At 65.3% G+C, this 19,921-nt stretch carries 21 protein-coding genes and 1 riboswitch; of the genes, 4 read left to right on the top strand and 17 right to left on the bottom strand.

What is annotated here, in order from left to right; all coding sequences use genetic code 11:
- Positions 1-92 precede the first annotated feature (92 nt).
- From DVH29_RS01280 to DVH29_RS01290, 3 genes are read left to right on the top strand one after another with little or no spacing between them, the layout of a single operon-like run.
- Positions 93-722 carry a F0F1 ATP synthase subunit B gene (locus DVH29_RS01280; RefSeq protein ID WP_114644327.1) on the top strand — a complete coding sequence of 210 codons (630 nt, stop codon included), beginning with the start codon at positions 93-95 and terminating at the stop codon, positions 720-722.
- Between the two features lie 3 nt (positions 723-725).
- Entirely contained in the window at positions 726-1,208 is a 483-nt protein-coding gene (locus DVH29_RS01285) for a F0F1 ATP synthase subunit B family protein (RefSeq protein WP_114644328.1), read from the top strand.
- Between the two features lie 55 nt (positions 1,209-1,263).
- Positions 1,264-1,614, top strand: a complete 351-nt coding sequence (locus DVH29_RS01290) for a RidA family protein (protein WP_114644329.1) — start codon at positions 1,264-1,266, stop codon at positions 1,612-1,614.
- A 48-nt stretch (positions 1,615-1,662) separates the two neighbouring features.
- Here the strand turns inward: DVH29_RS01290 and DVH29_RS01295 are convergent, their stop codons facing one another.
- The 8 genes from DVH29_RS01295 to DVH29_RS01330 form a co-directional block, all read right to left on the bottom strand.
- On the bottom strand, positions 1,663-2,703 hold the full coding sequence (locus DVH29_RS01295; protein ID WP_114644330.1) for a DUF2332 domain-containing protein: 1,041 nt from the start codon (positions 2,701-2,703) through the stop codon (positions 1,663-1,665).
- A 116-nt stretch (positions 2,704-2,819) separates the two neighbouring features.
- Positions 2,820-4,361, bottom strand: coding sequence for an aminomethyl-transferring glycine dehydrogenase subunit GcvPB (gcvPB, locus tag DVH29_RS01300; protein WP_114644331.1), 1,542 nt, complete (start codon positions 4,359-4,361; stop codon positions 2,820-2,822).
- Positions 4,358-5,698 (bottom strand): aminomethyl-transferring glycine dehydrogenase subunit GcvPA, encoded by a 1,341-nt coding sequence (gene gcvPA, locus DVH29_RS01305; protein ID WP_114644332.1) that lies wholly within the window; start codon positions 5,696-5,698, stop codon positions 4,358-4,360. The genes gcvPB and gcvPA overlap by 4 nt, the downstream gene beginning before the upstream one ends.
- Positions 5,699-5,718: 20 nt before the next feature.
- Positions 5,719-6,084 carry a glycine cleavage system protein GcvH gene (gene gcvH, locus DVH29_RS01310; protein ID WP_114644333.1) on the bottom strand — a complete coding sequence of 122 codons (366 nt, stop codon included), beginning with the start codon at positions 6,082-6,084 and terminating at the stop codon, positions 5,719-5,721.
- Positions 6,085-6,102: 18 nt separating this feature from the next.
- The gene (gene gcvT, locus DVH29_RS01315; protein WP_114644334.1) at positions 6,103-7,248 is read right to left on the bottom strand and encodes a glycine cleavage system aminomethyltransferase GcvT; all 1,146 of its coding nucleotides are present in this window, start codon (positions 7,246-7,248) and stop codon (positions 6,103-6,105) included.
- A gap of 162 nt (positions 7,249-7,410) precedes the next feature.
- Positions 7,411-7,506, bottom strand: a riboswitch (glycine riboswitch).
- Positions 7,507-7,543: 37 nt separating this feature from the next.
- Positions 7,544-8,104, bottom strand: a complete 561-nt coding sequence (locus DVH29_RS01320; RefSeq protein ID WP_114644335.1) for a hypothetical protein — start codon at positions 8,102-8,104, stop codon at positions 7,544-7,546.
- A 21-nt stretch (positions 8,105-8,125) separates the two neighbouring features.
- Positions 8,126-8,617, bottom strand: a complete 492-nt coding sequence (locus DVH29_RS01325; protein ID WP_114644336.1) for a peroxiredoxin — start codon at positions 8,615-8,617, stop codon at positions 8,126-8,128.
- A gap of 110 nt (positions 8,618-8,727) precedes the next feature.
- Positions 8,728-9,525, bottom strand: coding sequence for a protein-disulfide reductase DsbD domain-containing protein (locus DVH29_RS01330; protein WP_114644337.1), 798 nt, complete (start codon positions 9,523-9,525; stop codon positions 8,728-8,730).
- 125 nt (positions 9,526-9,650) lie between these two features.
- Between DVH29_RS01330 and DVH29_RS01335 the strand changes: the two genes are divergently transcribed.
- A complete protein-coding gene (locus DVH29_RS01335) occupies positions 9,651-10,229 on the top strand; it encodes a YqgE/AlgH family protein (protein ID WP_114644338.1) in 579 nt (192 codons plus the stop codon).
- A gap of 3 nt (positions 10,230-10,232) precedes the next feature.
- Here the strand turns inward: DVH29_RS01335 and DVH29_RS01340 are convergent, their stop codons facing one another.
- The 9 genes from DVH29_RS01340 to DVH29_RS01375 all read right to left on the bottom strand — a co-directional run bounded on the left by DVH29_RS01340 (position 10,233) and on the right by DVH29_RS01375 (position 19,899).
- Positions 10,233-13,130: an EAL domain-containing protein gene (locus DVH29_RS01340; RefSeq protein WP_114644339.1), complete on the bottom strand. Its 2,898-nt coding sequence runs from the start codon at positions 13,128-13,130 to the stop codon at positions 10,233-10,235.
- Positions 13,131-13,202: 72 nt separating this feature from the next.
- Positions 13,203-13,799 (bottom strand): GNAT family N-acetyltransferase, encoded by a 597-nt coding sequence (locus tag DVH29_RS01345; RefSeq protein WP_114644340.1) that lies wholly within the window; start codon positions 13,797-13,799, stop codon positions 13,203-13,205.
- Positions 13,800-13,810: 11 nt separating this feature from the next.
- Positions 13,811-15,070: a M16 family metallopeptidase gene (locus DVH29_RS01350; RefSeq protein ID WP_114644341.1), complete on the bottom strand. Its 1,260-nt coding sequence runs from the start codon at positions 15,068-15,070 to the stop codon at positions 13,811-13,813.
- Between the two features lie 3 nt (positions 15,071-15,073).
- The gene (gene thrC / locus DVH29_RS01355) at positions 15,074-16,474 is read right to left on the bottom strand and encodes a threonine synthase (RefSeq protein WP_114644342.1); all 1,401 of its coding nucleotides are present in this window, start codon (positions 16,472-16,474) and stop codon (positions 15,074-15,076) included.
- 33 nt (positions 16,475-16,507) lie between these two features.
- On the bottom strand, positions 16,508-17,293 hold the full coding sequence (locus DVH29_RS01360; protein ID WP_114644343.1) for an SURF1 family protein: 786 nt from the start codon (positions 17,291-17,293) through the stop codon (positions 16,508-16,510).
- A 101-nt stretch (positions 17,294-17,394) separates the two neighbouring features.
- Positions 17,395-18,231, bottom strand: a complete 837-nt coding sequence (locus DVH29_RS01365) for a cytochrome c oxidase subunit 3 (RefSeq protein ID WP_114644344.1) — start codon at positions 18,229-18,231, stop codon at positions 17,395-17,397.
- 17 nt (positions 18,232-18,248) lie between these two features.
- Entirely contained in the window at positions 18,249-18,788 is a 540-nt protein-coding gene (locus tag DVH29_RS01370; protein ID WP_114644345.1) for a cytochrome c oxidase assembly protein, read from the bottom strand.
- Between the two features lie 2 nt (positions 18,789-18,790).
- Positions 18,791-18,958, bottom strand: a complete 168-nt coding sequence (locus DVH29_RS16480; RefSeq protein ID WP_199562498.1) for a cytochrome c oxidase system small membrane protein — start codon at positions 18,956-18,958, stop codon at positions 18,791-18,793.
- Positions 18,958-19,899, bottom strand: coding sequence for a heme o synthase (locus DVH29_RS01375; RefSeq protein ID WP_114644346.1), 942 nt, complete (start codon positions 19,897-19,899; stop codon positions 18,958-18,960). Before DVH29_RS01375 ends, DVH29_RS16480 begins: the two co-directional genes overlap by 1 nt.
- Between the last annotated feature and the right edge of the window lie 22 nt (positions 19,900-19,921).

A 19,921-nucleotide genomic window follows, 5' to 3' on the forward strand; every position in this document is an offset into this window, starting at 1 on the left:
GTACTTCTTGAAGGCGGCCGGAGCGTGCTTCGGCTGCCTCATCATGTGCCGGTGAAAGCCGGCCCACCAGACGTTCAATTGGCGGATAGCGCATGATTAGCCCGGTTCAGGCACAGGAAACCCAGATCGAGGAAGCCTTCGATCCATTGGAAGACCACGTGATCTCGCTCGAAGACTCCCCCGACGGCCAGACCCATATCGAAATCGGCGCGCATGGCGAGGAGCACGTCACGGGCGTCTTTCCTCCTTTCGACGCCACGACATACCCCTCCCAGCTTCTGTGGCTCGTCATCACATTCGCCGTGCTCTACTTCGTCATGAAGCGGGTGGCCCTGCCCCGGATCGGCGTGATTCTCGAAGAGCGCCGCGACCGGATCGAGGGCGACCTGGCGGAAGCCGAACGGCTGCGCCAGAAGACCGACCAGGCCATCGCGTCCTATGAGGCCGCCTTGGCCGAAGCCCGGTCCAACGCGCATGCGATCGCCGAAAAGGCCCGCACGGAAAACAAGGCCAAGCTCGACGCGGAGCGCGCCAAGGTGGAAGCCAGCCTTGCCAAGAAGGTGGCCGCCGCCGAAGAAAGCATCGCTGCGACCAAGGCCGAAGCCATGGGCCATGTGGGCGAGATCGCCGCGGAAACCGCACAGGCCGTGGTGGCCCAGCTGGTGGGCACGGTCCCGGCCGAATCCGCCCGCGACGCCGTCGCCAAAGTCTCCAAGGAGTAAGCCATGGAACTCGATGCCACATTCTGGGCGTTCATCGCACTCCTCCTGTTCTTCGCGATCATCATCTATTTCAAGGTGCCCGGGCTGATCGCCAAGGTGCTCGACAGCCGCATCGCCAAGATCGAAGCCGATCTCGACGAAGCCCGCCGCCTGCGCGAAGAAGCCCAGGCGCTGCTGGCCGAATATGAGCGCAAGCGCAAGGCCGCCGAAGGCGAGGCCGAGGAGATCGTCGCGGCAGCGCGCGAGGAAGCCGAGCGCCTGACCGCCGAGGCCGAGAAGTCGCTGGCCGACCTGGTGGCCCGCCGCACCAAGGCAGTCGAGGACAAGATCGCCCAGGCCGAGGCGCAGGCCCTGGCCGATGTCCGCTCGCGGTCCGCCGACGTGGCGATCGAGGCGGCGCGGATCATCCTCGCCGACCAGGCCAAGACGCAGGGCGATGCCCTGGTGGGGCAATCGATCCAGGACGTCGCGCAGCGGCTCAATTAACATCATCTCGAATGGGCCGGCATCGGCCCATTTTTTTTTGTAGGGGACCATCATCATGGCTATCGAACGACTGCAGCCCGGCGCCCGCATGAGCCAGGCGGTCAAGCACGGCAACACGCTCTATCTGGCCGGACAGGTCGCCAAGGACCGGTTCGCGACCATAGAAGAACAGACCGGCCAGGTGCTGAACAAGATCGACGCCCTCTTGGCCGAAGCGGGCAGCAACAAGTCCAAGGTCCTCACGGCCCAGGTGCTGCTGTCCAATATCGCCGATTTCGCGGCGATGAATTCGGTCTATGACAAATGGATCGATCCGGCCAATCCGCCGGCCCGCGCCTGCTACGAAGCGCGGCTGGCCTCGCCCGACCTGCGGGTGGAGATCATCGTGGTGGCGGCGCTGGACTGATCTAACTCCGCATCGGCAACTGAAAGGCGGCGCAAGGGCCGCCTTTTTTCATGCCCAGTCGACCCAGCGGCCGTGGTAGTCGGAAAGCCCCACGGTCTTTTTCTCTTCGCCGGGCCAGACTGTCTGCTTGAGCACCGCGCCGCCAGGATGGTGCTCGGATTCCATATACATGCGCACCAGCGGCGTTTCCGCCGTGGCCACCGCTCCCGCCGCCTCGAAGGCCGCGTCGATGCGGGCCTTGGTGGCCTGGGACAGATATTGCCAGACGATGGTGTAGAAAAAGACGCGGACGATGCCGGGTTCGGGCGCCGCGGCCAGATGGGCCTCGACCCAGTCGGCGGCGTCGGCCTTTTCCACAGCATAGGGCATGGACGCGGCCGCGGAGAGGGCCGCCGACACGCGGCCGATGCGGTTGTGCTGGTCGGCCCAGATATAGGCCAGCTGGCGCTCGACGGCCTCGGGATTGTGCGGATCGAGAGGGTTGCGGTCGCAGCCGGAGCGGCTGGCGATCTCGAGCCTGGCGTCGAGCGGCGGCAGATTGCCGCGCCATTCGCTCTCGATCTGGACCAGCGCGTCGGGATCGCCCCATTCGCGCCCCTCGCCCAACACATAGCGATAGCGGTCGAAGGCGAGGTTGAGCCCGGCGCTGGCGCCGATCTCATAGAGCGCCAAGGGCATTTCGAAGCGCTCGGCGAGGCGCAGGGAGAGGCCCAGCAGCGCGGAGGAGCGCATGACCTCATTGGTCTGGGGCGGGCTGTCGAGAAAATCGTGCAGGAAATCGTCGTGCTTGGCGATGGCGCCTTCTATGGCGGCCCAGAGCTGGTCGGGCTTGGCTTCGAGGGGCGGATAGAGCGCGGCGAGATCACGCGCGCGGCCCGAGCGGATCAGCGCATGCAGCGCCCCGGCGGCGCGCAAAGCCAAGGCGTCGGCGCGGGCCGATTCGGGCCAGGCGAGGATGCGCGCGCCGAAGCGCGAGGAATCGGTGAGGCGCTCGGCGAACAGGTCGCACAGCATGGCCGTGAACGGGGAGCCCAGACTTCGGCAGGCCTCGGCTTGAAACCTGAACGTTTCAAGCACGTGGGGGTTCATATTCGTCATTGCCGCCCTCCGAATATTGCGAGGGGAGTTTAGGGCGTTTGCCGCCCCGATCAATCGCTTTCTGAGCCCGGAAAGCCGATGGCCCGCCTTGACGGCGGGCCATCGCGTCACTCCGCCGCAGCGGCCAGGGGCTGGTATTTCAACCGCGGCTGGCGGGCGGCGCGGGTCTCGTCGAGCCGGCGCAGGGGCGCGCGCATGGGCGCCTGGGCGAAGCGCCCGACATTGCCCGCTTTGGCATCCTCGGCGAGTTCGCGCATGGTTTCGACGAAAGCGTCGAGGGTCTGGAGCGACTCGCTTTCGGTGGGCTCGATCAGCATGGCGCCCTGCACGACCAGCGGGAAATACATGGTCATGGGGTGATAGCCCTCATCGATCATGGCCTTGGCGAAATCGAGGGTGGATATGCCGCTGCCCTTGAGGAAGCTGTCGTCGAACAGCACCTCATGCATGACCGGCTGGCCATCGAAGGGCACGGTGAAGAGATCGTCGAGCCGCGCCTTGAGGTAATTGGCGTTGAGCACCGCGTCGCGGGCCGCCTGGGCCAGCCCGTCGGCGCCGTGGCTGAGCATATAGGTCAGGGCGCGGATATACATGCCCATCTGGCCGTGGAAAGCGGTGAGCCGGCCCAGACTTCCTTCGCCGGCGTGCTCGGCAAGCCCGAGGCTGTCGCCATCCCGGGTAACGAAAGGCACGGGCGCATGGGGCGCCAGCGCCTCGGAGAGCACCACCGGGCCAGAGCCCGGCCCGCCACCCCCATGCGGGGTCGAGAAGGTCTTGTGGAGGTTTATATGCATGGCATCGATGCCCAGGTCGCCGGGCCGCACCACGCCCATGATGGCGTTGAAATTGGCGCCGTCGCAGTAAAAATAGGCGCCGGCCTCGTGCACCGCGGCGGCGATCTCGATGATCTGGGATTCGAACAGGCCACAGGTATTGGGATTGGTGAGCATGATGGCCGCGACATCGTCGGAGAGCGCCGCCTTGACCGCGGCGACATCGACGGTGCCGTTTTCATTGGCGTCGATGGACCGGACCGCATAGCCGAGGAAGGCTGCGGTGGCCGGATTGGTGCCATGGGCGCTTTCGGGGACGAGGACGATCCTGCGATGCCCCTGCCCCCTGGCCTCGTGCGCGGCCTTGATGGCCATCATGCCGCACAACTCGCCATGGGCCCCGGCCTTGGGTGACAGGGCGACGGCGGCGGTGTTGGTCAATTCCATCAGCCAGTGGCTCAGCTGCTCCATGGCCATCAGCGCGCCCTGCACGGTGGAGACGGGCTGCAAGGGGTGGATATCGGCAAAGCCGGGCAGACGGGCCATTTTCTCGTTGAGGCGCGGATTGTGCTTCATGGTGCACGAACCGAGCGGATACATGCCGGAATCGATGGAGTAATTGCGGCGCGACAGGCGCACATAGTGGCGCATGGCCTCAGGCTCGGTGAGGCCGGGCAGATCGAGCGGCGCCTTGCGGCGCAGGCCGCCCAGCCGGTCGTCGGAGATCTCGACATCGGGCAGGTCGACGCCGGAATGGTCATGATCGCCGATTTCGAACAGCAGCGGCTCGGCCGGCAGCAGCGCGGCGGGGCCGGAAGCGGCCGGACGGGTCTCGGGAGCGGGCGCCGTGGGGCGGCCCTGGGCGTTCATGCTCATGCGAGTTCTCCCTTGAGACCGTCGACAAGGGCCGCGATATCGGCGTCGGTGGTGAGTTCGGTAGCGGCGAGGACGAGAAGGTTTTCGACCTCGGGCTTGCCCGGTTCGAGCCGGGAAACCGGCACGCCGGCCAGAATGCCCTTGGCGGCCAGCGCCTCGACCACCGGGACGGCGGGCTGCGGCAGGCGGACGGTCATCTCGTTGAAGAATGTGCGGTTGAGCACTTCGATGCCGGCCCCCGCAAGGGCATCGGCGAGCGCCGTGGCGCGGGAATGGTTGAGGCGTGCCAGCCGGGTCAGCCCCTTTTCGCCCAGAAGGGACAGATGGATGGAAAAGGCCAGGGCGCACAGGCCGGAATTGGTGCAGATATTGGAGGTCGCCTTTTCGCGCCTGATGTGCTGCTCGCGGGTCGAGAGGGTCAAAACGAACCCGCGCTGGCCCTCGGCATCGACGGTTTCGCCGCACAGACGTCCGGGCATCTGGCGCACGAATTTCTCGCGGCAGGCCAGAAGGCCGACATAGGGGCCGCCGAAGGTGAGCGGATTGCCGATCGACTGGCCCTCGGCCACGACGATATCGGCCCCCAGCGCGCCGGGCGCTTCGAGCAGACCGAGTGAGACGATCTCGGTGACGACGACGATCAGCAGCGCGCCTTTTTCATGGGCAGCGTCGGCCAGCGCCGAGACATTGCGCAGATGGCCATAGAAATCGGGAGTCTGGATGACGATGGCCGCCGTCTGGTCGTCGATGCGATCGACGATGTCGCCCTGCCCTTCGGGAGACGGCGAGAGGCATTGCAGCCCCTCCTCGCCCGAAAGATAGGTGACCACCGTGTCCCGATAATGGGGGTGGAGGCCACCGGAGAGAATGACCTTGTTCTTCCGCGTGATGCGCCGCGCCATGAGCACGGCCTCGGCGGTCGCCGTCGAGCCATCATACATGGAGGCATTGGCGACCTCCATGCCGGTGAGCCGCGCCACCTGGGTCTGGAACTCGAACAGCATCTGCAAGGTGCCCTGGGAGATTTCCGGCTGATAGGGCGTATAGGCGGTGAGCCATTCCGAGCGCTGGATGAGATGATCGACGGTGGCCGGGACGTGGTGGCGATAGGCCCCGGCGCCGATGAAGAACGGCCCGTCGCCCGCCGCGTGATTGCGGCCTGCCAGCGCCCGCATATGGGCCTCGACGCCGAATTCGGGCTGGTGATCGGGCAGGTCGGGGCTGAAAGTGCCCAGCACCGAGCGCGGCACGGGGGCGAACAATTCGTCGATGGAGCCGGCGCCGATCACGCCGAGCATATGCTCGCGGTCGGCGGCGGAATGGGGAAGATAGCGCATCGCGGGGTCCGGGGCTGGGGTCAGGCTGTGTGGTCGGTATAGGCCGCTTCGTCCATGAGGCCATCGAGTTCGGCCGCGTCGGACATTTCGACCCGGAAGATCCAGCCGCCATCGGCCGGGTCGGAATTGATCAGGCCGGGATTGTCGGTCAGCGCCTCATTGACTTCGGTCACCGTGCCCGAGACGGGCGAATAGATCTCGGAGGCCGCCTTGACGGATTCGACGACGGCGGCTTCGTCGCCCTTTTTGAGACTGGCGCCGACGGCGGGCAGCTCGACGAAGACGATGTCGCCGAGCTGGGCCTGGGCGTAATCGGAAATGCCGATGGTGCCGATCTTGCCTTCGACACGGACATATTCATGGTCGGTGGTGTAGCGGGTGGTCATGGTGAGGTCCCCTCGGGGTCAGACGGGTTTGCGGAAATAGCGATGCGGTACGAACGGCGTTTTGACGATTGTGCCTGAAACGGGCTTGCCGCGCACCAGGGCTGTGACGGCGGCCCCTTCCCTGGCGATGGCGACGGGCAGATAGCCGATAGCGATGGAGGCCTGCACCGTGGGCCCGAAGGTGCCGGACGTGACCCGGCCGATGACATTGCCCTCGGCATCGACCAGTTCGGAGCCCTCGCGTACGGGCTGGCGGCCCTCGAAGCGGATGCCGACGCGCTTGCGGACCGGACCATCGGCGATGCGGGCAATGACGGCTTCGGCGCCGGTGAAGCCGCCTGCGGTCCGCCGGTTCCTGCCGATGGCGAAGATGAGGCCGGCCGTCACCGGATCGGTGGTATCGTCCATGTCGTGGCCGTAAAGGCACAGCCCGGCCTCGAGCCGCAGGCTGTCGCGCGCCCCGAGCCCGGCCGGTTCGACCCGATCGTCGGCGACGAGGAGATCGAAGATCGTCGGCGCGTCGGCGGCGGAGAGGGAAAGCTCGAACCCGTCCTCGCCGGTATAGCCGGAGCGCGACAAGGTGACGGGCACGCCCTCGATCCGGGTCGCGCCCGACTGCATGAAGCCCAGATGGGTAGCCAGATCGGTGTGCCGGGCGAGGATTTCGGCCGCCTCGGGGCCCTGCAGGGCAAGGAGGGCGAGATCGTCGCGCAGGTCGAACGCCACATCGGCTTCGCCATGGCTGCGCAGGAAGGCCAGGTCGTGATGCTTGCGGGCGGCGTTGACCACCATGTGCATCACCCCGTCGGGCTCCATCCCTTCGGCCGGGCGGGTGACGATCAAATCGTCCTCGATGCCGCCCCGGGCGTTGAGCAGCACGGTATAGCGCATCTCGCCGGGGGCGAGGGAGGCGAGGTCGGCGGGCGTCAGCGCTTCGAGGGCAGCGATGGTGGTCGCGTGATCGGGGCCGGTGACGGTGATCTGGCCCATATGGGAGACGTCGAACAGGCTCGCAGCCGCGCGGGTATGCAGGTGTTCGGCGACGATACCCTTATATTGGACGGGCAGCGCATAGCCGCCAAACTCGACCATGCGCCCGCCATGGGCGAGGTGCCGGTCGTAAAGAGCGGTTCGAAGCAGATCGGGTTCGGCACTGTCGGCCATGCGGGTTCTCCGGTTTTCCTCAAAGCAGCACCGACGATACACGCTATGGCGTATCGTTGCGCGGTGCCCCCTCTGTCGGTCAACCTGAGAGATTTCCCGGAGCCATCGGCTCCAGTTACGCCCGTCGGTGAGGAGCTGGTGCTCCCGCTTTCCAGAGTCTTACTTTTATCAGCGGTCCCTTGTGCCTGAGAGTTTCCGGGGCGGTTGCTCCTTCGGCGCCGCAGCCTTATCGGCTGCGATCTCTCCCGCTGATAGCGGCGACCATGAACAAAATGGCCGCCTTCGTCAATCCGGCTTAATTGTCGAAGCCCACGAAGATGGTGATGGTTTCCCCGCCCACATAGGGAATGGCCACATCCTCGATGGTATAACTGAACTCGTTGGCGCTGGCGCTGCTCGCACTGACCGAAATGTCGTAGCGTTCGGAAAAGACCGCGAGGCCATCGCGCTGGATGGCGAAGCGCAGGGGCACGGCCACCGTTCCATCGGCCCCGGAGGGACCGAGAATCACGCGGCCGACCACGCCCATGTCGATGGTGATCGCGCCATTGGACGATACGCAATTGCGCGAGGCCCGATCGAGCACGCCCTGGAAGCGCAGGGCCGAAGGATCGGAGCTGCGATTGCCGGCATAGGAGCGGTAATATTCGGCGCCCGCGCGGATGCGGATCGGGGGACACTGGGTGGCGATGGCCGGAATGGCGCTATTGGCAGCCGCCGTCACCTGAGCCGGGGAGGCGGTGACATTGGCGTAGCTCGCATCATCGGAGCCGCCGAACATCGAACCGACCGAACATCCGGCCAAAAGCGCCGGAACCAGAACGGCCCCGACCAGTCTGGGAATGAAAGCGTGCATCCTGCGTCCCTCGCCGCCCTGTCAGCTCTTGAGCGAAGCCAGCATAGCGGGTGCTCCCGAGTTCGTCACCTCTCCCGGTACACCTTCGACATTGACCTGCTCGACGACGCCGTCGCGGATGAGGAGCGAGGTGCGGCTGAACCGAAGCCCGAGGCCACCCGAGGTGAGGTCGCGGACCAGATCGAGTTCCTTTGCCAGGCGGCCCAGGCCATCGGCGATGAATTCGAGCTTGTGGTCCGGATCGCTGGCTTCGGCCCAGGCCTTTACCACGTGGTGGTCATTGACGGTTCCGCACACGATCCGATCGACGCCGGCCGCCTTGAGCTCATCGGCGGCGGCGACATAGCCGGGCAGGTGGTTGAGGTGGCAGGTGGGCGTGAAAGCGCCCGGCACGGTGAAGAACACCACAGTTCCCGAGCCCAGCACATCGGCGCTGCTGGCATCGGCGACGCCGGCCCCGGTCACGTGCTTGATGGGGACCGAAGGAATGGGCTGGCCGGGCTCGATGGTCATGAAAACCTACCTCTTCAAAGGAAAACGCTTCTCTGCAAACAGCGCGCCCTCCGGCGCGTCGATCCGGTTCTATGGGAATTCTCGCGTGACGTCGAGGCATAGGGCGCGTTCTAATCGCCGAGCGGGCGCGTCACCTCATAGGGGCCATCGGAGGTCTGGTAGGAAAAGCGCATATCGGCGCCGTCCAGGAGATCGGGCCCGATGCGGCCGAGAAGGGAAAAGGCGATGGTCGCGCCATCGGCGCTCAGCCGGGGCTGATCGAAGACCACGGTATGGCCGTCGAGTTCGGCGATCATCGAGGCCGGGTCGAACCCGGCATCGATGCGGTCGACCATGACGGTCCCCGAATCGGCGTCGAACCGGGCGCTGCCCAGAATCTCATGGCCCTCGATGGGCAGGGGCACATCGGCCAGCGCCTGCCGGATGCGGAAACCATTGGCACTGTCGGGGGCCGCCAGATCGGGCGCCAGCACGAGATGGGCCGAGGCCGGGATGCAGATTTCCGAACAGATGCCCAGCATCACCCGGGCATCGAGCCGGGGGCTGGCGCCGGAAATCGAGAGCTTGAACGGCAGCAGCACACGGCCATAATAGGCGTGGTCGACATAGCCATTGCCGGTTTCCCGCTGCGGGAACGGCCAGGCCATTTCGAGCGCGGCGATGTCGCGGGAAGCGGAAATATCGAGACTGAGGGGAATGCCGCTTTCCCCCGGGACGCGCCAATAGGTCTTGGTATCGGCGGGCATGTCGATCTCGAGGCCCATCCACAGGCCATCGGCCGCGGGGGTGTCGGACGAGACGAGCCGCGCCGTGACGCCGGGCGCCAGTTCGACCCAGTCGGTCTCGCCGGCAAGTGCGACGGGAGCGGCCAGAAAAAAGCATAGGAGGGTTGCGGCGATCGATTTCATGGGCCGAACGTTAGCGTTGCAGAGCGGGAAAAACAAAGCCGTTCATCGCTTCGTGATCGGCCATCGATTGAATATCGCGTGCAAGGGACTACCCTTGATGGCGCGGGGAGAGAAAGAGAGTAGAAATGCAATCCCTCAAGGGACAGTTTCTCGTCGCCACGCCGGATATGGAAGACGAGCGGTTTGCAGAAACGGTGATCTTTCTCGTCGCCCATAGCGAGGACGGCGCGATGGGGCTGGTGGTCAACAAACCCATGCCCGACATGCATTTGTCCGACGTGCTAGCCGAAGTCGACCTGGGCGACAGGGCGGACGAGATCCGCATTTCCGAACGGCTGCTGGCGCAGGATGTCTACAAGGGCGGCCCGGTGGATTCGAGCCGCGGCTTCGTGCTGCACAGCTCGGATTATTTCCGCGACGGCAATTCCTATGCGGTGGACGGAGAAATCTGCCTCACCGCCACGCTCGACATCCTGCGGGCCATGGCCGAGGGCAAGGGCCCGCGCCGGAGCCTTCTGGCCCTGGGCTATTGCGGCTGGAGCTCGGGACAGCTCGAGGCGGAACTGGGCCACAATGGCTGGCTGACCGTCGAACGCTCCGACGCCCTGCTGTTCGAGACCCCGGCGCGCAAGAAATATGACGCGGCGCTGGGCCGGCTGGGCATCACCCGCGCGACGCTGAGCCCCAGTTCGGGCAACGCCTGAGCGTCACCCCTTGGCCTGGGCCTGCAAGCGGCGCAGGAATTCCGGGGCCGGCATGGCGGCACCGAAGGAAAAGCCCTGGGCGTAGCGGCAATTGAGGCTCTTGAGGCGCTCGATTTCGTCGTCGCTCTCCACACCCTCGGCGATAAGCGCGAGGTCTAGATCGCGGGCCAGCGCCACCACCGAAGAGATGATGGGGATCTGGGAGTGCGAAATGCCGCTATCGTCGCGGATCTGCACGAAATCGGCCGGCAGCTTGATGGTGTCGAAGGGGAAGCGGTGCAGATAGGCGAGCGAGGAATAGCCCGTCCCGAAATCGTCGAGCGCCAGCCCCAGCCCCAACGCCTTGAAGGCATCGAGCATATAGACCGCATGCTCGGGATTGGCCATCACCTGGCTCTCGGTAATCTCGAGCTTCATGTGCCGGGCCACGGATTTGTGCTGGGCCACCAGAGCGCGCATGTCGTTGAGCAGGGATTCGCTGGTCAGTTGCGCCGCCGACATATTGACCGAGATGAAGAAATCGTCCGGCAGCCTGGCGCTGGCGATCCATTGGCGCGCCTGCTCGGCCGCCTGCTCGATGGCGATGCGGCCGAGCTTTTCGATCTGCCCGGTCCGTTCGGCCAGCGGCACGAAGGCTGAGGGGCTGACCTGGCCGCGATCGGGGTGCTGCCAGCGCAGCAGGGCCTCGGCGGCCACGATGCGGTTGTTGTTCTGGATATCGACGATCGGCTGGTAGAAAAGCTGGAGGTCGCGGTTTTCCAGCGCATCGCGCAGATCGTCCTCCATGGCCTGGACATAGACGGCGATGGAGCGGGTCGCGGCGCGGAAGGCCTCGATGCGGTCGCCGCCATGGCGCTTGGCGTAGTGCATGGCCAGCTCGGCATCGCGCAGCACGTCCTCAGCGGTAGCGGGCTTGTTGTCGTAGATGGTGATGCCGATCGACGCGGTGAGGGTCATGTCGCGATCGCCGAAATTGAACGGGTTGCGCAGCGCCTTGCGCATCTGCTCGGCACTTTCGGCGATCTTGGAGGCCGCGTCTTCGGACAACAGTACGATGGCGAACTGGTCGCCGCTGATCCGCGCCAGCGTGTCGAGCGGACGCAGCAGGCGGGAAAGGCGGCGCGACACCGCAAGCAGCAGGGAATCGGCGGCCATATGGCCGATGCGCTCGTCGATCTCGGTGAATTTGTCCAGATCGATGAGGATGATGGCCGGCTTGACCTCCCCGAACTCGCGGGCGCGCAGCAGGGCGCGCTCGAGCCGGTCGAGAAAGAGCTGGCGGTTGGGCAGGCCGGTGAGGCTGTCATGGACGGCATCGTGCAGGAGGCGTTCGCGCGCGGCGCGTTCGTCGGTCACGTCCTGCAGGCTCCCCACGATGCGGTTGACCTGGTTGTCGCCGCCCAGCACCGGCTTCACCCGCATGCGGAAGGCGCGGTAATTGCCGTCGAAGCCGGCGATGCGGATGTCGGAATTGATCTTGCCGCGCTTGAGCTCGATCAAGGTATCGAGCGCGGTGCGGAAGCGGTCGCGGTCCTCGGGATGGACGCGGTCCAGCCAGCGCTTGATGGCGCCGCGCAGAGCGCTCTTGCGCTCGCCCAGGCGCACGGCCAGTTCCTCGGAAACGTTCACCCGGTCCCGGTCGATGTTCCAGTCGAAGACGAAATCGCCCGATCCTGTCATGGCGAGGGCGCGCCGCTCGACCTCGGACAGGGCGCCGATGGAGACCTGGCCGTCCGAGAAGGCGTGCTGCACCGCGGTGAACCCGAGCAGCATGACGATGAGCACCAGCCCGCCCGCCACGGCCGATTGCGCGATATCGTTGGAGACCTGCCCGGTCACCACCGTCCAGGCATAGAACAGCCAGGCGAGGAAGATGACCCAGGTGGGCACCAGCAGCACCGCGCGATCATAGCCCCTTATGGACAGCAGCAGGATGAGGAAGATGCCCACCACCCCGATCAGCGCCAGCGCCGATCGCGATATGCCGGCGGCGATGGCGGGGCTGAAAAAGGCATAGGCAAACAGCGCGATGAAAACCGCCGACAGCCCCAGGGCGATATGGGTGAAGCGGAAATGCCATCGGTGGAGATTGAGATAGACGAACAAGAAGCCGAACAGCGCCGTGGCCAGCGCCGCCTCCGCCGCGGCGCGGAAGGGCTGGATTTCGGCGTTGGAAACCCCGATCAGCGGGCCGAAAATGCCGAAATCGATGAGGAGATAGGCCAGCACCGCCCAGGCAAGAGTGGCGGTGGCGGGGAAGACCCCCCTGCCCTTGACCACGAACATGATGGTCAGGAACACGGCGGCGAGGCTGGAAATCCCCAGCACCGTGCCACGGAACAGCGTGAAGGAATTGATATAGTCGCGATAGGCGTCCGGCTCCCAGAGATAGAGCTCGGGCAGGCCGGAGGACGTGAGTTCTGCAACCAGCGTCACCGTCGCGCCCGGATCGATGACGACGGCGAAGACGTCCGCCTCGCGATCCGGCACGCGCTCGGGGCGCAGGCCGTGGCTGGGAGTGAGCGCGGTGATACGGCCGGAGCCCAGGTCGGGGTTGAAGACGCCCGAGCCCGGCAGGCGGAAGAAAGGCGCCACCAGCAGGCGCTCGATCTGCACGTCGCTTTCATTGCGCAGCGCGAACACGGCCCAATTGGGGTTGCGGCCCTCGGACAGCGACAGCACCTCGATACGGCGGATGATCCCGTCTTCTCCCGGGGCGGTGCTGATCTGCACCCGTCCGTTTTCCCCCGGCAGCACGTCGATGGCGGCGCGCAGGTTGACGGCGTTTATGCCTTCGGGGACCGTCACCACCTCGAAAGCCTGGGCCCGTCCGCTCCACCCGGCCGCCACCACGACAAGCATGGCGAGCAGGACGAACAAGCGGGCGCGGCAAAAGGACATAAACAAATTCCTGAAGTGAATGCTCAGTGGTAGCGGGATTTGCCGGACCTTGGCAATCGGCGGGACGGGATTTCAGCCGGCGAGGCTGTCGTAACGCTCCTGTGTCAGCGCAAACAGCATATGGTCACGCCACTCCCCATTGATCTGCAGATAGCGCTCGGCGATCCCGATTTCGGCAAAGCCATTGCGCGACAATACCCGGCGCGAGGCTGCGTTGTCGGGCAGGCAGGCCGCCTCGATGCGGTGGAGGTTGAGGGTGTCGAAGACAAATGGCAGCACAAGGGCAACCGCCCGGGTCATGATGCCTTTTCCAGAGAATTGTGCCCCCATCCAATAGCCCAGCGTGACGTTCTGGAAAGCGCGCCGGCGCACATTGGAAAGGGTCAGCCCGCCGACCAGCGTCGGCCGCGGACCATCGGCGGTGAAGATGAACAGGGAATAGTCGGTCCCTTCGAGGGCTTCGCGCCGATTGCGCCGAACGCGGGCGGAAAAGCTGCGCGGGCCAAGCTCGCTTTCCGACCAGCGCGGCTCAAAGGGCGTGAGAAAGGAACGGCTGGCGCGGCGCAGGGCCTGCCAATCGCTATAATCGGCCTGCTGCGGCAGGCGGAGCAGCAGCCCATCGCTCCGGATGGTGGGCAGTTGCGATCTGACCGCGGCAAGCGAGAACATGGCGGGGAGCCCTAAGCGAAAGCGCCCGCGATGCGGTCGTATTCGGGCATACCGGCGACCGGACCGATGCTGGCGACGGCGGGCCGTGTGTCCGAAAAGAGCTGCCCGGCGACGTGCTTGACGCGTTCGGCGTCGATCCTGTTGATCCGCTCGACGGTCTCCTGCAAGGGAATGGGACGGCCCCATAGGACCTGCTGGCGGGCCAGCTGGCCGGCGCGGGCCGACGGGCTTTCAAGCGACATCAGCAGCCCTGCCCTGATCTGGGCGCGAACCCGGCTGACCTCGGCGTCGGTGATGTCACGGGTGGCGCGGTGCAGCTCGTCGAGAATGACGGGGACCAGTTCCCCGACATCTTCCGCCCCGGTGGAGGCCGCGACGCCGAACACGCCGCTATCGGCAAAGGCCCAGTGAAAGGCATAGACCGAATAGCACAGGCCCCGGCGTTCCCGCACCTCCTGGAACAGCCGCGAGCTCATGCCGCCGCCCAGGACGGTGGAGAGGATCTGCGCGGCGTAAAAGCCATCGGTGTTGTAGGCGCGGCCTTCGAGCCCGAGCACGATATGGGCCTGTTCGTGGTCGGACACCTCGCGGAATTCCCCGCCGGTATAGCGCGCCCGTTCGGGAACGGGCGCGCCGGAGGGCTTGAGATCGTGGAACCGATCCTGCGCCAGGTCGACCAGTTGGTCGTGATCGACATTGCCGGCGGCGGACATCACCATCTGGTCGCCGACATAATGGGCATCCATATAGTCGCGGATCGCCTGGGCATCGAAGGTGCGAACGGATTCCTCGGTGCCCAGAATGGTGCGCCCGATCGGCTGGCCGGGAAAGGCCGCCTCCTGGAACAGATCGAAGACGTGATCGTCGGGATTGTCGTGGGTGGCGCCGATCTCCTGGCAGATGACGCGCTGCTCGCGGGCCAGCTCGTTCTCGTCGAAAACCGAATTCTGCAGGATGTCGGCGAGGATATCGCCGGCGAGGCCTACATCGTCCTTGAGCACGCGGGCGAAATAGCCGGTGTGTTCGATGGAGGTCGCGGCGTTGATGTCGCCGCCGACCGATTCGATGGTCTCGGCGATCTCGCGCGCCGACCGCGTCGTGGTGCCCTTGAACGCCATATGCTCGAGCAGGTGGGAGACGCCGTGCTGCTGTTGCGTTTCGCTTCTCGAACCGGATTTGACCCAGACCCCGAGCGCCGCGCTTTCAAGGTGCGGCATCGCATCGGTGATTATGGTCATGCCGTTGTCGAGGACGGTCGTGCGAACTGTCAAAAGCTATTCCTCCCGGGCGCGCGACTTGGCGCGAATGAAATCCTTGACGCTGCGCTCGTCATTGTCGAGGACGGTGACCCGCTCCTCCCGTTCGAGCAGGTCGGCCATATGCGGCGGCAGCTGCGGATGGCGGCCGGTGGCCGCCGCGACGGTTTCGGGAAATTTCGCCGGATGGGCCGTCGACAAGGTGATCAGCGGCGCCTGCGGCGAGCGGCAGCTACGCGCCACCGACACGCCGACCGCCGTATGCGGATCGATGAGGTAGCCGGACCGCTCGAGCACATCGGCGATCGTCGCCCTGGTCGCAGCCTCGTCGGCGGTGCCGGAATCGAACTCGGCGTTGATCTTCTCCAGCGCGGGCCGGGGAATGGCGAAGCTGCCGGACTGGGCGAGCGAGGCAAAAAGACCCGCCGTCTGCCCCCCGTCCCGATCGAGGGCTTCGAACAGCAGGCGTTCGAAGTTCGAGGACACTTCGATATCCATGGAGGGGCTGGCGGTCTGCTGCACGCCGCGCTTCTCGTAGCGTCCGGTTTCGACGGCGCGGCGCAGGATGTCGTTGGCATTGGTGGCGATCACCAGGCGGTCGACCGGCAGCCCCATGGTCTTGGCGACATAGCCGGCGAAGATATCGCCGAAATTGCCGGTGGGCACGACGAAGCTTACCTTGCGATGCGGCGCCCCGAGGGCCACGGCGGCGGTGAAATAATAGACGACCTGTGCGGCGATGCGGCCCCAATTGATGGAGTTGACGCCGCTCAGCCGCACGCCATCACGGAAGCCATGATCGTTGAACAGCGCCTTCACGATGGCCTGGCAATCGTCGAAGGTGCCTTCCAGCGCGATATTGTGGACATTGTCCTCGCGGACCGTGGTCATCTGGCGGCGCTGAATTTCGGAGGTGCGCCCCTGGGGATGGAGGATGAAGATATCGGTATTCTCGCGGCCGCGGAACGCCTCGATGGCGGCCGAGCCCGTATCGCCCGACGTGGCGCCGATAATGGTCGCCCGCTGCCCGCGTTCGCCCAGGATATGATCGACCACGCGGGCGAGGAACTGCATTGCCACGTCCTTGAAGGCGAGGGTCGGGCCATGCCAGAGCTCGAGCACGAAATGGCCCGGCTCGAGTTCCACCAGGGGCGCGACCGAAGGATGCGCGAAGCCAGCATAAGCCTCGTCGATCATCGCCTTCAGCGCGTCGCGGCCGATCTCGTCGCCCACGAATCTAGACAAGACCGCAAGCGCCACGTCCTGGTAGGGCCTGTTGGCGAAGCCGGCGATCTCCTCGGGGGTGAACTGGGGCCAGGTCTCGGGCACGTACAGGCCGCCATCGCGCGCGAGACCGGTGAGAACGACATCACAAAAGCCAAGGCTGGGCGCCTCGCCGCGCGTACTGACATAACGCATTAAATGAAAACCCTCCAGGATAGCGGCCGCACCCTAATGCTCTCTGCCGCCGGGGGCAAGATTTTCGGGGCGTCTCTGCCGCCATAGCCAGATGCCCAGCATGACGGGCGTGATGGCGGCGAACAGGAACCAGGTCCCCGCATATTCCAGATGACGATTGGAAAAGCTGATCAGGGTCTCCCCGCCTTGGGGCAACTCCCCCGCCGGGCCGGCGCGCAGGTCCAGCGTCACCGGCGCGATGGGCTGGTCCGGCTGGTCGAGGAAGGCGGTGAGGCGGACGGGATCGCGGACCCATTCGCGCCGCCGCTCGACATCGGGCGCCGGCGTGAAGCTGCCCGATTGCTCTGGTCGGCGGGCGACGCCTTCGATAGTGGCAGGGGCGGATGGCTCGGGGGCTGTCGCATATTGGTCGACCAGCGCCTCGGGCACGAAACCGCGATTGACCCAGACGATGCCGCCGCCGGACAATTCGAACGGCGCCATGATCCAGTAGCCGACGCCGCCATAGCGGCCGGCCGGATCGTTGAGATTGGTGAAGATGGGGACCGGGGCCAGCGGCAGGAACCGCCCTTCGGCCGAAAGGGGGCGATAGTCGAGGCTGTCGGGGTCGAGGTCCGGCCAGGTCGCGGCGGGCGGGAAGGCCACCGGCGCGGCTTCGAAGCGCTCCTCGACAAGGGCAATGAGGGCTTCCTTCTCGCCAAGCCGCTGGGCCTGCCATATGCCGAGCATGATGAACAGCCCGGTGAGGCCCAGCATCAGGACGACAAAGCTGAGCTGACCCAGCGTCCAGTTGCGGCCCGCGGAGGGGGAGGCGGACATTACCCGTCCACCTGCGTGCCGATGGCGCGCGGTGCGAGCCGCGCAGTCGCTTCTGCCATAGGGATGTGCCGGGAGGCGCGGAGCCTCCCGGTCCTCAATGCTTAGTGAACGGCGATGGTGGCGCCCCAGGAGCCCCACACATAGATGGCCGCGAACAGGAACAGCCACACCACGTCCACGAAGTGCCAGTACCAGGCGGCGAATTCGAAGCCCAGATGCTGCTTGGGAGTGAAGTCGCCGCGATAGGCGCGGAGCAGGCAGACGATCAGGAAGATCGTGCCGATGAAGATGTGGAAGCCATGGAAGCCCGTGGCCATGAAGAAGGTGGCGCCATAGATGTTGCCCGAGAAGCCGAAATGAGCCTGGCTGTATTCGAGAACCTGCACGCAGGAGAACAGGATGCCGAGCAGCACGGTGGCCAGCAGGCCCCATTTCAGGCCCTGGCGATCATTCTCCAGCAGCGCATGATGCGCCCAGGTGATGGTGGTGCCCGAAAGCAGCAGGATCAGTGTGTTGAACAGGGGCAGATGCCAGGGGTCGAACACCTCCACGCCCTGCGGCGGCCAGACGCCGCCGGTAAAGGCGACGCGCCCGACCTGGGCGATTTCGTCGGGATAGAACGCCGCGTCGAAATAGGCCCAGAACCACGCCACGAAGAACATCACCTCGGAGATGATGAACAGCATCATGCCGTAGCGATGGTGGATCTGCACCACGGGGGTGTGGAAGCCGGAATTGGCCTCCGCGATCACGTCTGACCACCATGCGAACATGGTGTAGAGGACGCCCACGACCCCGGCCACGAACAGCCAGGGAATGTCATTATGCATCCATATGATGCCGCCAAGGGCCAGGACGAAGGCCGAAATCGAACCCACGACAGGCCATGGGCTCAATGGCACCAGATGATAATCATGGTTGTTTGCATGGGCTGCCATGTTGGCTCTATCCCCCGTTAGGAATCGTGAAACGTATAAGACAGCGTAATCTGACGGATTGTACGCAATTCGGAATTTTCGTCGAGATCGGGATCGACGAAATAGGTCACCGGCATCTCGACGGTGCCATTGGGCGGAATGACCTGCTCGGTAAAGCAGAAGCACTCGATCTTGTTGAAATAGGCCCCGGTGCTGTCCGGCGTCACGTTGAAGCTCGCCACGGTGCGCAGGGGCTCGTCGGTGAGGTTGGTCGCCTGGTAGACGATGGTGCTGATCTGGCCGATCGGATTGGTCTCCACCCGGGCCGGCACCACGCGCAGCGGGACGCCGGGCTCGACATTGGCGTCGAAGCGGACCGCCATCTCGCGCTCGATAACGCCCTTGACGTTATCCTCGGCGACCTGGGGCGTGCCGGCAAATCCGGTCACGCGGCAAAAGACATCGTACAGTGGCACGGCGGCGAAGGACAGGCCGAGCATGACAAGTGCCACGCCGACCAGCCAGCGCATGGTCTTTTTGTTCGAGCCGTTGCTGGATGCGTATCCGATCGAGGACATGGCTAGAGCTCCCTCACAAATGCAGCAGGACCAATCTTGACGACAGTGATCGCGTAGAAGATGACGACCAGAGCGGCGAGCGCCACGCCAATGGCGATGGAGCGCGTGCGGCGGCGGCGCCGGAACAGCTCCTCCTGCCGTTCGCTTTCGGATTTCTGCACATCGGGCATTACAACACTCCGAACCATCTGATCAGACCGACATCGGCGAGCAATGCGACAAAGAGCACGAAGAGATAGAACAGGGAATAGGTGAAAAGGACGCGGGCCCGCCGCTTCATTTCCACGCCCTCGGAGAAGCGCACGCGGAAGGCCAGCACCGCGAACACTGCGCCGAGCGCCGCCGAGGGAACGGCGTAGAACCAGCCGACCAGGCCGGTGAGCACCGGGCCGAAGGCGGCCAGAACGAGCAGCACCGTATAGACGACGATCTGGTTCTGGGTGGCCCGCTCGCCGGCCACATTGGGCAGCATGGGCACGCCCGCCGCCTCGTAATCGCCCTTCTTGTACAGCGCCAGCGCCCAGAAATGGGGCGGTGTCCACAGGAAGATGATGAGAAACAGGATCACCGCGTCCCAGGAGATGCTGCCGGTGACCGCGACCCAGCCGATCATCGGCGGGAAGGAGCCGGCGGCGCCGCCGATGACGATGTTCTGCGGCGTCGAGCGCTTGAGCCACATCGTATAGATCACGGCGTAAAAGAAGATGGTGAAGGCCAGGAGACCCGCCGCCAGCCAGTTGGTGGCCAGCCCCAGCGTCGCCACGGCGAAGCCGGACAGCGTGACGCCGAAGCCCAGCGCCTCGCCGCGGGTGATGCGGCCGGCCGGGATCGGGCGGTTGATGGTCCGGCTCATGATGGCGTCGATATCGGCGTCGTACCACATGTTGAGCGCGCCCGAGGCCCCGGCCCCGATGGCGATGCACAGGATGGCAACGAAGCCGATCACCGGGTTGATGCCGCCCGGCGCGACCAGCATGCCGACGAAGCCGGTGAAGACGACGAGCTGCATCACCCTGGGCTTCAAAAGCTCAAGATAGTCCTCGACCCTGCCGCCGGCGGCGGGGGCAGATCCAGCGATGTCGTCCGTATAAGCCAAGTGAGGTGGCTCCATTTCCTATAATCGGGGCGCAACC

The sequence above is a fragment of the Pelagibacterium lacus genome, from assembly GCF_003345525.1.
In the GTDB taxonomy this organism is placed as follows: Bacteria; Pseudomonadota; Alphaproteobacteria; order Rhizobiales; family Devosiaceae; genus Pelagibacterium; species Pelagibacterium lacus.

Coding starts and splice junctions, on each gene's coding strand:
- gcvPB (WP_114644331.1), bottom strand. CDS start 4,361: ATGAGCATGAACGCCCAGGGCCGCCCCACGGCGCCCGCTCCCGAGACC.
- gcvH (WP_114644333.1), bottom strand. CDS start 6,084: ATGACCACCCGCTACACCACCGACCATGAATATGTCCGTGTCGAAGGC.
- DVH29_RS01280 (WP_114644327.1), top strand. CDS start 93: ATGATTAGCCCGGTTCAGGCACAGGAAACCCAGATCGAGGAAGCCTTC.
- DVH29_RS01290 (WP_114644329.1), top strand. CDS start 1,264: ATGGCTATCGAACGACTGCAGCCCGGCGCCCGCATGAGCCAGGCGGTC.
- DVH29_RS01360 (WP_114644343.1), bottom strand. CDS start 17,293: ATGTCCGCCTCCCCCTCCGCGGGCCGCAACTGGACGCTGGGTCAGCTC.
- thrC (WP_114644342.1), bottom strand. CDS start 16,474: ATGCGTTATGTCAGTACGCGCGGCGAGGCGCCCAGCCTTGGCTTTTGT.
- DVH29_RS01325 (WP_114644336.1), bottom strand. CDS start 8,617: ATGACCATCGAGCCCGGCCAGCCCATTCCTTCGGTCCCCATCAAGCAC.
- DVH29_RS01320 (WP_114644335.1), bottom strand. CDS start 8,104: ATGCACGCTTTCATTCCCAGACTGGTCGGGGCCGTTCTGGTTCCGGCG.
- DVH29_RS01370 (WP_114644345.1), bottom strand. CDS start 18,788: ATGTCCTCGATCGGATACGCATCCAGCAACGGCTCGAACAAAAAGACC.
- DVH29_RS01295 (WP_114644330.1), bottom strand. CDS start 2,703: ATGAACCCCCACGTGCTTGAAACGTTCAGGTTTCAAGCCGAGGCCTGC.
- gcvT (WP_114644334.1), bottom strand. CDS start 7,248: ATGGCCGACAGTGCCGAACCCGATCTGCTTCGAACCGCTCTTTACGAC.
- DVH29_RS01375 (WP_114644346.1), bottom strand. CDS start 19,899: ATGGAGCCACCTCACTTGGCTTATACGGACGACATCGCTGGATCTGCC.
- gcvPA (WP_114644332.1), bottom strand. CDS start 5,698: ATGCGCTATCTTCCCCATTCCGCCGCCGACCGCGAGCATATGCTCGGC.
- DVH29_RS01345 (WP_114644340.1), bottom strand. CDS start 13,799: ATGTTCTCGCTTGCCGCGGTCAGATCGCAACTGCCCACCATCCGGAGC.
- DVH29_RS01365 (WP_114644344.1), bottom strand. CDS start 18,231: ATGGCAGCCCATGCAAACAACCATGATTATCATCTGGTGCCATTGAGC.
- DVH29_RS01330 (WP_114644337.1), bottom strand. CDS start 9,525: ATGAAATCGATCGCCGCAACCCTCCTATGCTTTTTTCTGGCCGCTCCC.
- DVH29_RS01340 (WP_114644339.1), bottom strand. CDS start 13,130: ATGTCCTTTTGCCGCGCCCGCTTGTTCGTCCTGCTCGCCATGCTTGTC.
- DVH29_RS16480 (WP_199562498.1), bottom strand. CDS start 18,958: ATGCCCGATGTGCAGAAATCCGAAAGCGAACGGCAGGAGGAGCTGTTC.
- DVH29_RS01285 (WP_114644328.1), top strand. CDS start 726: ATGGAACTCGATGCCACATTCTGGGCGTTCATCGCACTCCTCCTGTTC.
- DVH29_RS01335 (WP_114644338.1), top strand. CDS start 9,651: ATGCAATCCCTCAAGGGACAGTTTCTCGTCGCCACGCCGGATATGGAA.